11 protein-coding genes, 1 tRNA gene and 2 pseudogenes are annotated in these 13,289 nt (G+C 60.4%); 5 read left to right on the top strand and 9 right to left on the bottom strand.

Translation table 11 applies throughout. The features are described 5' to 3' along the window. Positions 1–89 precede the first annotated feature (89 nt). Complete coding sequence (locus DWU99_RS03840) at positions 90–377, top strand: 2-hydroxyacyl-CoA dehydratase (RefSeq protein ID WP_115476664.1); 288 nt, start codon at positions 90–92, stop codon at positions 375–377. Here DWU99_RS03840 and DWU99_RS03835 read toward each other — a convergent pair. The 3 genes from DWU99_RS03835 to DWU99_RS03825 all read right to left on the bottom strand — a co-directional run bounded on the left by DWU99_RS03835 (position 305) and on the right by DWU99_RS03825 (position 2,814). Next, positions 305–553: a DUF1427 family protein gene (locus DWU99_RS03835; protein WP_115476663.1), complete on the bottom strand. Its 249-nt coding sequence runs from the start codon at positions 551–553 to the stop codon at positions 305–307. The genes DWU99_RS03840 and DWU99_RS03835 overlap by 73 nt on opposite strands. A 29-nt stretch (positions 554–582) precedes the next feature. Beyond that, complete coding sequence (locus DWU99_RS03830) at positions 583–1,551, bottom strand: quinone oxidoreductase family protein (RefSeq protein WP_115476662.1); 969 nt, start codon at positions 1,549–1,551, stop codon at positions 583–585. A 243-nt stretch (positions 1,552–1,794) separates the two neighbouring features. Further along, positions 1,795–2,814, bottom strand: a complete 1,020-nt coding sequence (locus tag DWU99_RS03825; protein ID WP_115476661.1) for a hypothetical protein — start codon at positions 2,812–2,814, stop codon at positions 1,795–1,797. A 397-nt stretch (positions 2,815–3,211) separates the two neighbouring features. On the opposite strand from DWU99_RS03825, the gene DWU99_RS03820 reads away from it, so the two are divergent. Continuing rightward, a complete protein-coding gene (locus DWU99_RS03820) occupies positions 3,212–3,877 on the top strand; it encodes a response regulator (RefSeq protein WP_115476660.1) in 666 nt (221 codons plus the stop codon). Next, a complete protein-coding gene (locus tag DWU99_RS03815) occupies positions 3,874–5,280 on the top strand; it encodes a sensor histidine kinase (RefSeq protein ID WP_233510855.1) in 1,407 nt (468 codons plus the stop codon). Before DWU99_RS03820 ends, DWU99_RS03815 begins: the two co-directional genes overlap by 4 nt. Before the next feature lie 55 nt (positions 5,281–5,335). Here the strand turns inward: DWU99_RS03815 and DWU99_RS03810 are convergent, their stop codons facing one another. Further along, positions 5,336–6,367 (bottom strand): YncE family protein, encoded by a 1,032-nt coding sequence (locus DWU99_RS03810; protein WP_115476658.1) that lies wholly within the window; start codon positions 6,365–6,367, stop codon positions 5,336–5,338. 213 nt (positions 6,368–6,580) lie between these two features. After that, positions 6,581–6,802, bottom strand: a pseudogene (locus DWU99_RS21425) (hypothetical protein); the annotation flags it as partial. Between the two features lie 144 nt (positions 6,803–6,946). Here DWU99_RS21425 and DWU99_RS03800 point away from each other — a divergent pair. Further along, positions 6,947–7,846 carry a hypothetical protein gene (locus tag DWU99_RS03800; RefSeq protein WP_115476656.1) on the top strand — a complete coding sequence of 300 codons (900 nt, stop codon included), beginning with the start codon at positions 6,947–6,949 and terminating at the stop codon, positions 7,844–7,846. Positions 7,847–7,897: 51 nt separating this feature from the next. On the opposite strand, the pseudogene DWU99_RS03795 reads toward DWU99_RS03800, so the two are convergent. The 3 genes and pseudogenes from DWU99_RS03795 to DWU99_RS03785 all read right to left on the bottom strand — a co-directional run. Further along, positions 7,898–8,200 (bottom strand): annotated as a pseudogene (locus tag DWU99_RS03795) (ATP-binding protein); the annotation flags it as partial. 274 nt (positions 8,201–8,474) lie between these two features. Continuing rightward, positions 8,475–8,561: transfer RNA gene (locus DWU99_RS03790), tRNA-Leu, on the bottom strand. 90 nt (positions 8,562–8,651) lie between these two features. Continuing rightward, positions 8,652–8,891 carry a hypothetical protein gene (locus DWU99_RS03785; RefSeq protein WP_115476654.1) on the bottom strand — a complete coding sequence of 80 codons (240 nt, stop codon included), beginning with the start codon at positions 8,889–8,891 and terminating at the stop codon, positions 8,652–8,654. A gap of 246 nt (positions 8,892–9,137) precedes the next feature. Between DWU99_RS03785 and DWU99_RS03780 the strand changes: the two genes are divergently transcribed. Then, positions 9,138–9,788 (top strand): response regulator, encoded by a 651-nt coding sequence (locus tag DWU99_RS03780; RefSeq protein WP_115476653.1) that lies wholly within the window; start codon positions 9,138–9,140, stop codon positions 9,786–9,788. A gap of 81 nt (positions 9,789–9,869) precedes the next feature. Here the strand turns inward: DWU99_RS03780 and DWU99_RS03775 are convergent, their stop codons facing one another. Next, positions 9,870–12,971 carry an Rne/Rng family ribonuclease gene (locus DWU99_RS03775; RefSeq protein ID WP_115476652.1) on the bottom strand — a complete coding sequence of 1,034 codons (3,102 nt, stop codon included), beginning with the start codon at positions 12,969–12,971 and terminating at the stop codon, positions 9,870–9,872. Positions 12,972–13,289 lie beyond the last annotated feature (318 nt).

Genomic DNA, 13,289 nt, shown 5'->3' with positions numbered 1-13,289 from the left:
ATTTGGCGCATTGGCGATAGGCGAATCCGGTTCCGGGCGCCTTGCTTTGATGTGAGATAATCGACGCCCCCGCAATACCCCAAGTCACCATGACCCTCCCCAAAGATGCCTTCCGCCGCTTTCAGGAAGAACTCGCGGCTCTAGACAAGCAAATCGAAGATCGATCGACAAAGAAAAAAACGGCAAAGCAGGCCGCTATGTCTGCCATGGAGAGAGCGCGTCAGGAATTTCTGGCGCTCCAGGCGCACTACAAGCTGTCCATTGCCGACGTGGTGTCGTTCTTTCCGGAAGAGGAGGGGATTGCCTACCTGCAGGGGCTGATTGCGCAGGCAGAAGCCAAGCCGCGCCGCGGACGCAAACCCAAGGCGGATAAGTAGCCTCGCGGGAGCTGGCGCAACAAATTGCGAATCAAGGCGATAAGCTGCTCGCCCGCAAGCATCCCGAATAGCCCGACCAGGGCGACCGTTGGCGGTGCGGGCGATTTGACGCGCAACAAGCCATAAATCACGCCAACGATGGCCCCGACGGCCAGGGATACGCGATAAGCCTTCACGGCGATTCCTTGGATTTGAAGAGAAGAGGTCAGGGCACGATGACGACACGGCCGGAAGTGCCTCGGGCCACTGCCTCGTAAGCCGCCTGGCCCTGCGCCAGCGTATAGCGATGCGCGATGACAGGCGCCTCGAAGTAACCGCGATCGAAACTCTGCGTAATGGCCTGCATCAGCGGCGCGGATTCCGCGACGCCAAGCTTTGCACTGTCGGCACCGAGCAACTGGGTTTCGTTGTGATAGAAGTCGATAAGGTCGAATTCCACGCGACGATGGCCGACTGCGCTGATTTCCACGACCCGTCCCCGCCTTTTTGCCAGGCCCAGGGCTGTTTCGAAGGCGATGCCGCCCACGCAGTCATAAACGACGTCGACACCGTTGCCCAGCCCATCGATATCGCGCACGTTGGCAATGGTGTGCTCGTCGAACGTCACAAAAGCATCGATCCGTCTGCCAGCGGGCGATTGAGGGTCGACCGGTTTCTCATTGATGCCGATGACACGACAGCCCAGCGACTTGGCAATCTGCGTCACTGCGCCGCCAACGCCACCACCCGCACCGATCACGGCGATGGTTTCGCCTTCGCGCAGTTGCGCGTAATCCATGGTGCCAAGCCATGCCACAACGAAATTGACGCCGATCGCCGACGCCTGCTCGTGGCTGAGCGCAGCGGGTTTGCGCGCCAGGGCTGCGATGGGCACCTTGATGTATTCGGCATGCGTGCCATCGCGCGAAAAGCCGACATCGCCACCCGTACCCCAAACTTCCGCTCCCAGCCAGTCAGCGGGGCCTTGCTCCACTACACCGCTGAAGTCGCGTCCGGGAATACGGGGCAACACCGTGTGCGAAAAAGCGCCGGCGACATTTTTCACGTCGCTGGGGTTGACGGACGCGGCGTGGATCTTTACCAGCGCCGTGCCGTTGTCGATATCGGGTGTGGCGACGTCGGTATATTCCAGAACGTCCGGCTTGCCATGGCGTGAGAATTGCAGAGCTTTCATGGAATCTCGCCCAAGATGATGAGGTTGGCCCGTGGCTAGTTTAGGAGACCGATGAGGCGAGACACGGCCAAAGGCATTCGAACATCGAGGCGTGGCGGTGTGGCGCGTGTCATGGCTGGATAGCTTATCGCCATGGCAGGCGGGATGACCGCCGTCGTTGCCTTGCGAAGACCAGGCACCCTCGTTGTTGCAAGGTGCCTGGCGTTGGGTGAGGTATCAATCTGCTGCGGTTCAAGCGTTGCTTCAATAATCCAGCGTGACACTGCTCGTGGTGGTGGAAATGCCGTAGTTACATTGCGGGCTCGATGAGCCAATGATGTTCCATGGCGTCCACGACTGGCTGATCGTGTTGCCACTCATGTCTTTGACCTGGATGCCGGTATAGACCACGGATTTGCTTGCGGGAAGCAGGCTGCAGCTGGAGATGTTGTATGCCTCCAGTGTCCCGCCGAACACCCACGTCAGTGCTGCATAGGGATTGGTTTGCAGCGTCGTGGAGTGGCCGTTGGTCTCGTCGGTGGAGGTAATGGTCGCGCAATCGCTTCCACCGTTGCAGGTCGACGTGACGATGCCTTGGATCTGGTCGCCGGCAGCCGTGTTCACTGGTCCGCTGTAATACGTCGTGCCGCTGACGCAACAGTTCCAGCTGGACAACGTCCACAAACTCACGCCTGAGCCGCTGAACGCGTTGTAGCCCAGTACCGGCTGCAGAATGGATTCTGCATTGGATTCCGATTGCTCAAGGCCCGGGAAGAAATAGTCGACCTGGTCAGTCGTCCTGCTGGGCGAGGAAGGCACCACCCAATTGGCGGAAATGCTGCCGACGCCCGTGGAGGTGGTGTAGTACGCCGTGAGGAACCAGCCGCTATAGCCCGATGCCGGTCGCTTGTTGCTGGCGGGCTGCGACGTTGCGCCGTTCGGATCGATCCGCATGCCGCTCTGCGTGTAGTGCGGCTGTGTACAAGCGGCAGGTTTGCGCATCGTGCCGTCCCGAGCTTCGATGCTGCCATCGGCATGGACTTTTTCACCCTCGCGCACAGCTTGTACGCAGGACACGGCGAAATAGCCGTTGGGCGTAATGACATAGTCCAAGGGAACGTTTTGCGGTCGCATGTCCGGCGAGAGCGAACTGACGGCGGTGGGGGCAGGTTGTGGTTTCGCATCATCCGCAGCGTGTGCAATGCTGACCAGACCTGCCAGCGATAACGCGGCGAGCACCCACGTACCCAACCGCGATGCACGCTTGATGGCAAACGGTTTCATAGATCGCGCACTCCTATCAAAGTGATGACAAAGCGGTCCATCGCAAACGAAGGGCGTTACCCCTCAAAGCGCAGCGAAAACATAACCCGATGAAAGGCGACTCCCCGGCCAAGTCTCCATGGCTCGTGCTTTGACGTTCAAAGCCGGCGTAATGTCTCGACGCAGCCGTGCAACGTGCGTGAACCGGATCTGCAAGCGAGCTTCATCTTTTCCGTTGTGTGCGCCACGACACGTATCCGTGCAGCGCCGAGCTGTGCGGCAAGCGGATGACAGGAAAACGGCCAAAAAAAGCGTTTACCTGGCGTGATGGTCAGGATAAGACCGTCCTAAGCTAATCTCTGCATAATGAGACATTGAGGCCGTGGGTTCGGGTGCGGCCGGGCGAAAGGTAGGCCGTATGCATATCATCCTTGTCGAAGACGACCTGCAATTGGGGACGGCCATCCAGCACGCGCTGGAAAAGCTCTCCTACGCGGTGACATGGTTGCGCGATGGGCGTGAGGCATTGGCCGCGCTGCGCGACCAGACTGCTGATCTGGTTCTGCTCGACCTGGGGCTTCCCAACAAGGATGGTCTGGAGGTGCTTGCGGAAGCCCGCCGTGCCCACGTGAACACGCCGGTGATCGTCATGACGGCGCGCGATGCCCTGGAGGCGCGCGTACGTGGCCTGGATGCGGGGGCCGACGACTATCTGGTCAAGCCATTTCACGTCGAAGAGCTCAGCGCGCGCATCCGTTCGCTGACGCGTCGTGCCCAGGGGCTTGCTGCAAACCGTATCGACGTGGGCGTGCTAAGCCTGGACATCGGAACCTCCGAGGCCGAATACCGCGGAATGCGGGTCGAGCTCACGCGCCGCGAATTTTCGCTGCTGCGCATCCTGATGGAGCGTGCCGGTCGCATCGTGCGTCGCGAGCATCTGGAGAACTCCCTTTACGGCCTGGACAACTCCGTCGGCAGCAGCGCACTGGAAGTACAAATCCACGCATTGCGTCGAAAACTGAGCTTTGATGCGATCCGAACCATCCGTGGCGTGGGCTACATGATTCCCAGGGATCCAACGTGAGGCCGTTGAGTCTAAGCGGACGTCTGCGCTGGATGATCGTCGTGGTAATGGTGGCTGTGCTTTTGCCACTGGGCCTGTACAGCTACTGGCGCACGTTGAAGGAAACCCACGAATTGCTGGACGGTCGTCTGGCGCAGTCGGCGCGCACGCTGGACGTGTTGATTCAACGCGCAAGCATCGACGCCTTGCACAAGCCGGAAGAGGGATTGCTGGTCGTGCCGATCCTCGAGCGCAAGGCTGAAGAGCAACTGATGCACGGGCGCACGTATGAAACGGAGGTGGGCTACCAGGTGTTTGACATGCATCGTCGCCTGCGCCTGACGACGGCCAATTTTGCGCAGCTGCCGTTGCCGGCCGCACCGGAATCCGGTTTCAAAAATTATTACTTCGATGGTTTTGGATGGCGTGTGTTTACGCTGGTCGACGATGCCGGCGGCGTACTGATCCGCATGGGCGAACGTGATGACAGTCGACGCGATATCACGCACGCCATGTGGCTCGACCTCGGCCTGCCGACGCTGCTCGGCTTGCCGCTGCTGGCCTTATTGGTGGGATGGGCGGTAAAACGCGGACTGCTCCCGTTGCAGCGACTGACTGAGGCATTGGGATCGCGCGCCCCAGGAAGTCGTCAGCCGATCAAACTGGAACGTGCGCCACAGGAGCTGCAGCCCGTCGTAGGCGCACTTAACGCTCAGTTGGAACGATTGGAGGACGCGCTGGAGCGCGAACGCCGTTTCAGTGCAGACGTCGCTCACGAACTGCGAACACCGCTTGCTTCCACCATGATTCATCTCGATAACGCGCTATCCACGCAGATTCTTCCCGATACCAAGGTTGCGCTGTCCAGTGCCCAATCAGGTCTTGCGCGACTGGCTCGACGCATTGAACAACTGCTGGCCTTGGCACGTTTGGAGGCTGGCGTGGCGGCGGGGCAGCGACACGAAATCGACCTGGTGTCGGTCGCCATGAATGTCATCGACGAATTAGCACCTTTGCTCGGCGAAAGCGGTGTCGAGTTCGCATTCATCGAACATGACGAAAGCTTGAAGGTGCTCGGTTATGAAGCCGCACTTGCGGCGCTGCTGCGCAACCTGATCGAGAATGCCATGCATCACGTGCCGTCGGGTGGGCAGGTGCAGTTGTCGATGAGCCGAACCGTGAAGGCAACCGTGATCGATGTGATCGACAACGGTCCCGGTATTCCTGCCGAGCGGCGCGCCAGTGTATTTGCGCGTTTCCACCGTGAGGCCAGCAGCAGTGGCGACGGCTATGGTCTGGGCCTCTCCATCGTGCAGCGTGCGGCAGAGCTGCATGGCGCATCGATCGAATTGCTCGATTCGCCTTTGGGCAAAGGATTGCGCGTTCGCGTAACGATGCCCGTCACAGAAACTACGTCGACATAAAGCGCCGCTTTGTCCTCTCCCCACAGGAGGGAGAGGACACAGGCAGCGTCAGATTTCAGGGTTTGCCGACTGTCAGGATGGCAAAGCTGTCCGGCACGTACTTGGGCCGGCCATTCGCTTCCTTGCCGGTGCCGATCTGCGCCGACGACAGATAGATGCGATGCTTTTGCGGATCCAGCGCTTGCGTGCGAGCGCTGACCAGCGTGGGCACGTTGGCCACTACGGTGTAGTGATCGGGATCATCTTCGTGCACAACGGTGAGCGTGCCGCTCTCGCCATTGGAGCTGTACACCGTGTTATCGCCTGCATCGAACGTCACCGCATCCGGACCATCGCCGATGGCTACGGTGGCAACACGGTGGCCATTGTTCGCATCCAGAACGGTCATCGTGCGATTGTCGCAGACCGAGAACAGGCGCTTGTGCGCAACGTCCATCGCAAGACCGCTCGGCGACTCGCAAGGTGCCAGTGACCAGACGTGCAATACCTTGTTGGTGCTGCTGTCGATTTCCGCCAATTCCGATTTGTCTTCAATGTTGACGAAGACATGGCCGCTGTCATCCGTTGCGGAGAATTCGGGTTTGCCAGGCAGGGCGATCGTAGCTGCCACGGCATTCTTCGCCGGATCGATGACGCTGGCCGTGCCGCTCTTGCCGTTGAAAGTGAAAACGTGGTGCGACGCGCTATCGTAAAGAATGGCGTCCGGCTTCTCTCCCGTGCCGGCGATGGTGGAAACGGTTTTGAGCGTATCCAGATCGAACACCGTCACCGAATTGCTTTTGCCGTTGCTGGTGAATCCGCGGTGCAGATCCTGTGCAACGGCAATGCCGTGAACACCGTTGGTATTGGGGATCGTGCCGATTTGCTTGTCGCTATCCACATCGATCACCAGCACACGATCGCCGCGGCTGACGAACAGGTGCCGACGCTGCGCGTCGAAGCTGAGGTAATCCCAGCCGCCGGTGCCACCCAGTTTCAGCTGGTTGATCACTTTGACGGCAGTCGGAGCCGTATCCGCCGCCACGCCAGGCATGGCAGCGGCACCGGCCAGAGAAGCGAGCAGGACGATTGTCAGAGATCGACGCATGGGAGAGTCTCGTGGATGAAGTGCTCCAAGCTTGCCTGCGCTCACTTATCGCTGGCTTAGATCGACGCCGGCGATACGGCGATTGCCGTTGCAGGCTTGATGGCCTTGGGGGTACCGATTCGATGGCTGCTTTGCAAGCTCAACCTCAGGAATACAGGAAAATTCCGCGATTGCGGAAAAAATCTGGGAACCAGGAAGTAGCGTAAGTGCTTGGTGCCCGGAGCCGGCCACGCGCACCTCGAAGAACTCGTCGAGGTTGTTGGCGACGATGCTCAGATAACGCAGGCGTTCGAGCAGCGGAATGCTGGTGTCGCGCGCATGCGCCAGTACGCGGAAATTGAATTCGAGGGTCGCCAGCTCCCGGCTCAGAAATAGCTCGGGCAGGGACGTTTCGATAACAACAGATTTGGTAAATTTGGGAAGGCATCCGTTCATTTTTACTCATAAGCGACCGCTACGCCTATGCGTTCGTAAGGAATCGTTCAGCGCGCAATCTCCTTTGTGGGATACGTGGATGGAGCCCTAGGCTCCATCAGTCCTTTGGCCCGTAACTTCACACGAGAATCAGGAGAAGATCTTATGACTAAGGTATCTCGGTTCATCGCAATGTGTACGATCGGTGCGGCCATTGCAGTGCCGTCGTTCGCGTTGGCGCAGACCTATACGTCGGTCCATTATCCGGGCGCAGTACTCACTGAACTTGTTGGCGGCCCCAATCCCCAGGGTACGAGCGTCGGCGGTTACACCCTCACGGCGGGTGGAGCCTTGCACGGTTTTACGCTGACGGGAGGGGAATTTACGCCGTTCGACCCCCCGGGCTCCACGTTTACGACTGCCAACTTTATCAATCCGCGGGGAGATATTGTTGGCGCCTACGTCGACGTCGCTGGCGTCAGCCACGGTTTCATTTTAAGCGATGGGTCTTACACAACGGTTGACTACCCAGGTGCGGCTGGTACAGAGCTCAGTAGCATTAACCCTTCAGGCGAATTGTCAGGCGCTACTTGTTCCGACGCTGCCTGCGGCGTCACAGGCAACACCAACGTTACCCACAGTTTCCTGGTGTCCAAGAAGGGCGACTTCTCGGCGACCTTCGACCCACCGGGTGCGGCCAGTAGTACCAGCAGTGTGGTGATCCCATCTGGCGCAGTCGTTGGTGCTTACACGCACCTAAGTGGAACGACATGTTCCACACAGTGCCAAGGGTACCTGCTGTTCCACGGATCGTATGCCACCATCAACTATCCAGGCGCCTCGTTTACGTTTGCTGGCGGCGCCAACGCTCCAGGTGACGTGGTGGGGGTTTACACCGATGCTTCGGGCGTCAGCCACGGTTTTCTGTTCAATGGCGCTTACACGTCGTTCGATTACCCCGGAGCCTCGTTCACTGAGGCAACAGGGATCAACCCTAGCGGTGTCATCGTGGGACTCTATGTTAACTCCGCGGGTGTCGTGAACGGATTCGTGCGGACGCCGTAGCAACACGAGTGCTAGGCCTCAGGCCGCGATTTGCAATCAGCCCACGCCGCCTTATCCGGCGGCGTGGGTATCGTGCGTTTCCGGCGCCAGCAAGCGTTCGTGTCCGAAGCCGCAGGTGAAGGTGGAGCCCTGGGCGGGCGTGCTGCGAATATCCAGCCGCGCCTGATGCAGACCCAGCACGTGCTTGACGATGGAAAGCCCCAGGCCGGTGCCGCCGCTGTCGCGCGAGCCACTGGACGACACGTGGTAGAAGCGCTCGGTGAGGCGCGCCAGATGATCGGCGGGGATGCAGTAGCCGGTGTCGATCACCGAATAGTTGGCGCTGTCGCCAGCGCGTTCCCAGCGAATGGAGATCCGAGCAGGTCGAGATTGGCGGTGTTTTCCAGCGTGCCCTGCTGCGATTCAAAGTTCATGCGCGCGTCCCTTGATGAAAGGGCGACACGTTGAAAACGCCTGATAGCGTTTGTTATCGGTCGTTATCGTAGGCCGAGCGTGCTCTGCGTTGAATCATGGATACGCATTACCCACACGAAACTTCGTCGCGCGATTTGCTGTGGGTAGAAGTTCGGATAGTTCGAGTTCGCTTTGTAGAAAAGCTTCGAACAATCAAGGCGCTTTGATAATTATTTGGTGCCCGGAGCCGGAATCGAACCGGCATGACCTTGCGGTCGAGAGATTTTAAGTCTCTTGCGTCTACCTGTTTCGCCATCCGGGCGGGGACAGCTGCCGGGCGACCGGCTGCAGGCGCGCGATCGTAACATGGGGGCGCTCGGGAACCGAGGGGAGCGCCAATGTGAGACGCGAATCAGGCCACGGCGCTTTCAATCGGCATGCCGGGCTTTGCGTATTGCGCCAGGCGAATGGTGGATGCCGGTCCCGGCATTTCGACGCAGGTGCTACGACCGGAACGGTTGTGTTCGTCGCGAGCGGCTTCGCGCGCCAGTTGGATGGCTGGGCCTAGCCTAAGTTGGCTGAATAACGTTGCCGAGTCGCGGCGGATGCTCCAATCCCCGTCAGGGGATTGTCTGAGCGAGTAGATCACCATCGTTACGCTCCATTCGGGTTAGTGCTGACTAGCCTTGCTGGGGTGTGCGATACGAACTACGTGCAGGTCCTACAAAACGAATAATGACACTGATTTTAGGACGAGTATGTAGGTGATTTCCTATTTATTCAGTGGGTATTGGAGCTATATGGAAAATCCTTTCCGGACGAGGGGTTACGGGCTTGCAATGTGTCAGTGAGGCGCCTACTTTGCCTAAGCACGATTCCTATCCAGGGAGGGCAGACGATGATTGACGTTGTACTCGTGGATGATCACGAGCTGGTTCGAACCGGCTTCAGGATGATCCTGCAACAGCCGGACATACGTATCTGCGGTGAAGCGGGCACGGCCGAGGAGGGGCTGCGCCTGATCCGGGCGACCAAGCCGCATATTGCGCTGGTCGATGTCCATATGCCTGGCATGAGTGGCATCGAGCTGACGGAGCGCGTAGCGCGCGCGAACCTGCCCACGCGTGTGATCGTCGTGACCGTGGTGGACGATGCCCGTTTTCCCAAGCGTTTATTGGATGCCGGCGCGCATGGCTATTTGACCAAGAGCTGCGCGGCCGACGAATTGCTCAATGCCGTGCGCCAGGTGGCAACTGGGCGTCGGTATCTGGCGCCCGCCGTAGCCCAGCAGCTGGCATTGGCCACGCTGGATGGGGAGGGTTCGCCCTTCGATGTGCTTTCCAGCCGTGAGCTTGAAGTGGCCATGATGCTGGTGCGCGGCAAGGCGCTGACAGCCATCGGCGAGCAGCTGAATCTGAGCCCCAAGACGGTTTCTACCTACAAGCAACGTCTGATGGAAAAGCTGCAGGTGGACCATGTCATCAGCCTTGCGCATCTGATGACGGTGCATGGCTTGCTGGATACGCACAACAATCAAGTTGGCAACTGAGTTTCCGCGGAACATGCATGAAAAAAGGCCGGACATCGTCCGGCCTTTTTCTTTGACTCAGGTGGCTGAGCATTTCGCCTGTCAGGAGAGCTTGTTGTCTCGCTGTCCTGCATGAGTTTCGTCCTCTTCGGACGAGGGCGCATTCGTCTCGTCCGATGCATGGTCGACCGACGTCGACGAAGCATGCTGGCGCAGCGGCGCGGACAACAGGTCGCCCTGTTCCGGCTGGTGGAACAGGGGTGTGGGCGAAACCACCACAGGTTCCGGAGCGACTGGCCCACTCGTCAATTCAACGGTTGGCGCGGCCGGTTCAGGCGTTACTACGAACGATTCGAGCGGGGCCGTCAGATGTGCTTCGTTTGCCGCAGGTGCGGCGTCGTGAGGCACCGTGACTGTCACCGTTTCCGCGTGCATCTCGGCTGCTGCTTCGTCCCGCACTTCTTCGATTTCGTTACGAACGGGGATCGGCGGCAGCACCGGCAAATTGAATGATGCAGTCACGGGGGCAGGCGCGACGATTAGCGGCGCCACGATTTCCTCGGTGGTGGTGTTTACGATCTCGACGTGGTGATCCACGGTAACGACGATGGGTTTGGTTTCTGCCAGTGATTCGGCAGGCTGGTGTTCCCATGCCCTGTCGAACGACGTCGACACCACAGGCTCGGAGGTTTCCGGCGCGGGTGTCAATGTTGCGGCCTCCACTGTCGGTGCGGCATGTACAGTCACCGGCTCGCGCTCGGCTTGCGCTGAAGCGTGTTCGACGTCGGTTGCGGCGTCTTCGTCCCGATCCTCGTCGTCCAAGGCCGTGATTTGTTCGTTCGGCGCCGCGCCGGCCACCGCACCTTCGTGGCGACGACGGCGGCGACCGCCGCGCCGGCCACGGCGGCGGCGCGACTGACCTGCGGCGTCTGCGGATTCGGCAGCCACCTCGGGTGCAATGTTGACGGCGGCGGTGACAGTCGATGCCTCGGCAACAGGTTTTGCGGGTTCGGCAGGCTTGGGCACGACTGCGGCGACGTTGCTCTGCGGCGGCCGTTCACCCTGCGGGGCACGTTGCTGGCGTTCCTGCTGCTTGGCGGCAGGAGCGTTTTGCTTGTTGCGCTCGGCCGCTGCGGCGTCGTTCGGCTGTGCCGGCTTCTGCTGACGCTGTTCTTGCTGCTGCTTGCCGCCTTGCTGCTGACGCGCCGGTGCCTGCTGTTGTTCGTTGCCGCGCTGGCGCTGATTCTGGTTTTGATTCGGATTCTTGCTCTGCTGCTGCGCGCCGCCGCGTGCACCACCCTGCTGCGCTTCGCCGCGCTGTTGGCCCTGGCGCTGTGCCTGGCCGTCCGCGCGCGCGCGGTCATTGCGACGATTGTCTTGCGGCTTGCCGCGAGACGACTCCTGGCGCGAGGAAGCCGGTGCGGGAGCAGGGGCGGGAGCTGCAGCGGCGGAGCCATTGCTGCCGAACCAGCCGAACAAGCGGGAGAAGAAACCGCCATTCGCCTTCGCAGCCGGATGAGCGGCGGGGGTGGATGGGCGCTTCGTTGCCGCCGCTGCAGCAGGTGCGGGTGCCGGGGCAACGGGCTCTTCCTCGCGCACGGGAGCGGGGCTCGACGGCATGATGCCGCTAACCGCCGGCTGCTCGCTGCTGCCTAGCATTTGGCCCATCTTCGGCGTCGGCGTCTCTTCCTGTGCAGTGAGGCGCTCGTAGCTGGGCTTGCTGTGCTCGCCCATGTCCGCCTCGCGGATGCGTTGGATTTCGATATGCGGCGTTTCGAGCTTGTCGTCCGCCACGATGACCACGTGCACCTTGTTGCGCAGTTCGATATCGACCACGCTGGCGCGCTTTTCGTTGAGCATGAAGTTGGCCACGCTCGGCGGCGCCTGCACTAGCACCTGGCCGGTGTTGTCCTTCATGGCGTGCTCTTCGATCAATCGCAACGTCGACAGCGACAGCGATTCGACACCGCGGATGTGGCCGTGCCCCTCGCAACGCGGGCAGACGACCTGCGTGGCTTCGCCCAGCGACGGGCGCAGGCGTTGACGCGACATTTCCAGCAGGCCGAAGCGCGAGATGCGGGCGATCTGCACGCGGGCGCGATCCAGCTTCAGCGCTTCCTTGAGGCGTTCCTCGACCTCGCGCTGGTGCTTGGGACTGTCCATGTCGATGAAGTCGATCACGATCAGGCCGCCGGCGTCGCGAATACGCAGCTGGCGGGCGATCTCGCTGGCCGCTTCCAGATTGGTATTGAACGCGGTCTCCTCGATGTCGCCACCCTTGGTGGCCTTGGAGGAGTTGATGTCGATGGCGGTGAGCGCCTCGGTCTGGTCGATCACGATCGAACCGCCGGAAGGCAGGCGCACGCTGCGGTCGAACGCGCTCTCGATCTGCGTTTCGATCTGGTAGCGCGAGAACAGCGGGGTGTCGTCCTTGTAGAGCTTGAGCTTGCGCAGGGCGTTGGGCATCACCTGCTGCATGAAGTCGCGCGCGTCCTGATACAGCGACTCCTCGTCGATCAGGATCTCGCCGATGTCGTTGCGCAGGTAGTCGCGCAAGGCGCGGATGAACAGCTTCGATTCCTGGTAGATCAGGAACGGCGCCTTCTGCGCCTGGGCGGCGCCGGAGATCGCTTTCCAGAGCTGGAGGAGGTAATCGAGGTCCCACTGCAGTTCTTCGGCGTCACGGCCCATGCCGGCGGTACGCACGATGAGACCCATGTCGTCCGGAACGGTGAGATGCTCCAGTGCTTCCTTGAGCGCCTGCCGATCTTCACCTTCGATGCGACGGGAGACGCCGCCAGCCTTCGGGTTGTTCGGCATCAGCACCATGTAGCGGCCGGCGAGGCTGATGAAGGTGGTAAGGGCCGCGCCCTTGTTGCCACGCTCTTCCTTCTCGACCTGGACGACGATTTCCTGACCTTCCTTGATCAGTTCGCGGATGTTCGACTTGTAGGGATCGAGACCCTGAGTGAAGTACTCGCGCGCGATTTCCTTCAGCGGCAGAAAGCCGTGGCGTTCGGCGCCGTAATCGACAAAGCAGGCTTCGAGGGATTGTTCGACGCGAGTGATGCGGCCTTTGTAGATATTGGCTTTTTTCTGCTCGCGAGAGGGGATTTCGATATCGAGATCGTAAAGAGCCTGACCATCTACGATGGCCACACGCAACTCTTCACGCTGAGTTGCGTTAATCAACATTCTTTTCATTGTAATTCCTCGGCTTGGCCGCGCGTCGCGCGCCGCGGTGGCGCCTGGTGTGGCGGCCTGTCCGGGGATCGCGCCGCTGCGGTAAAGCGGCAAATAAACGGTAACGTTCCCGATACCGGGGTGATTCGTGGCACGCACGCCGACTTGTCTGTCTGCACATTGAGACCGGACAAGCGGCTACCCGAACCGTTACGATGAAAGGGTGTTTGCAACCGGTCACCACGAGGGTGGCCGACTCAAACCTCGCCTACGTAACAGGCGGGCGCCTGGTCCTTACTAACTGTATCGGTGGACCGGGCTAAGCGCTGTGCGAGTATC

This window comes from Dyella psychrodurans (assembly GCF_003363265.1).
Taxonomy (GTDB): Bacteria; Pseudomonadota; Gammaproteobacteria; order Xanthomonadales; family Rhodanobacteraceae; genus Dyella_B; species Dyella_B psychrodurans.
The sequence above is the reverse complement of the archived record's forward strand: the minus strand, read 5'-3'. Positions and strand labels throughout refer to the sequence as shown.

Bases quoted from the DNA above. Each gene is read 5' to 3' on its own strand.
- DWU99_RS03840 (WP_115476664.1), top strand. From the start codon at position 90: ATGACCCTCCCCAAAGATGCCTTCCGCCGCTTTCAGGAAGAACTCGCG.
- DWU99_RS03830 (WP_115476662.1), bottom strand. From the start codon at position 1,551: ATGAAAGCTCTGCAATTCTCACGCCATGGCAAGCCGGACGTTCTGGAA.
- DWU99_RS03825 (WP_115476661.1), bottom strand. From the start codon at position 2,814: ATGAAACCGTTTGCCATCAAGCGTGCATCGCGGTTGGGTACGTGGGTG.
- DWU99_RS03820 (WP_115476660.1), top strand. From the start codon at position 3,212: ATGCATATCATCCTTGTCGAAGACGACCTGCAATTGGGGACGGCCATC.
- DWU99_RS03810 (WP_115476658.1), bottom strand. From the start codon at position 6,367: ATGCGTCGATCTCTGACAATCGTCCTGCTCGCTTCTCTGGCCGGTGCC.
- DWU99_RS03800 (WP_115476656.1), top strand. From the start codon at position 6,947: ATGACTAAGGTATCTCGGTTCATCGCAATGTGTACGATCGGTGCGGCC.
- DWU99_RS03785 (WP_115476654.1), bottom strand. From the start codon at position 8,891: ATGGTGATCTACTCGCTCAGACAATCCCCTGACGGGGATTGGAGCATC.
- DWU99_RS03780 (WP_115476653.1), top strand. From the start codon at position 9,138: ATGATTGACGTTGTACTCGTGGATGATCACGAGCTGGTTCGAACCGGC.
- DWU99_RS03775 (WP_115476652.1), bottom strand. From the start codon at position 12,971: ATGAAAAGAATGTTGATTAACGCAACTCAGCGTGAAGAGTTGCGTGTG.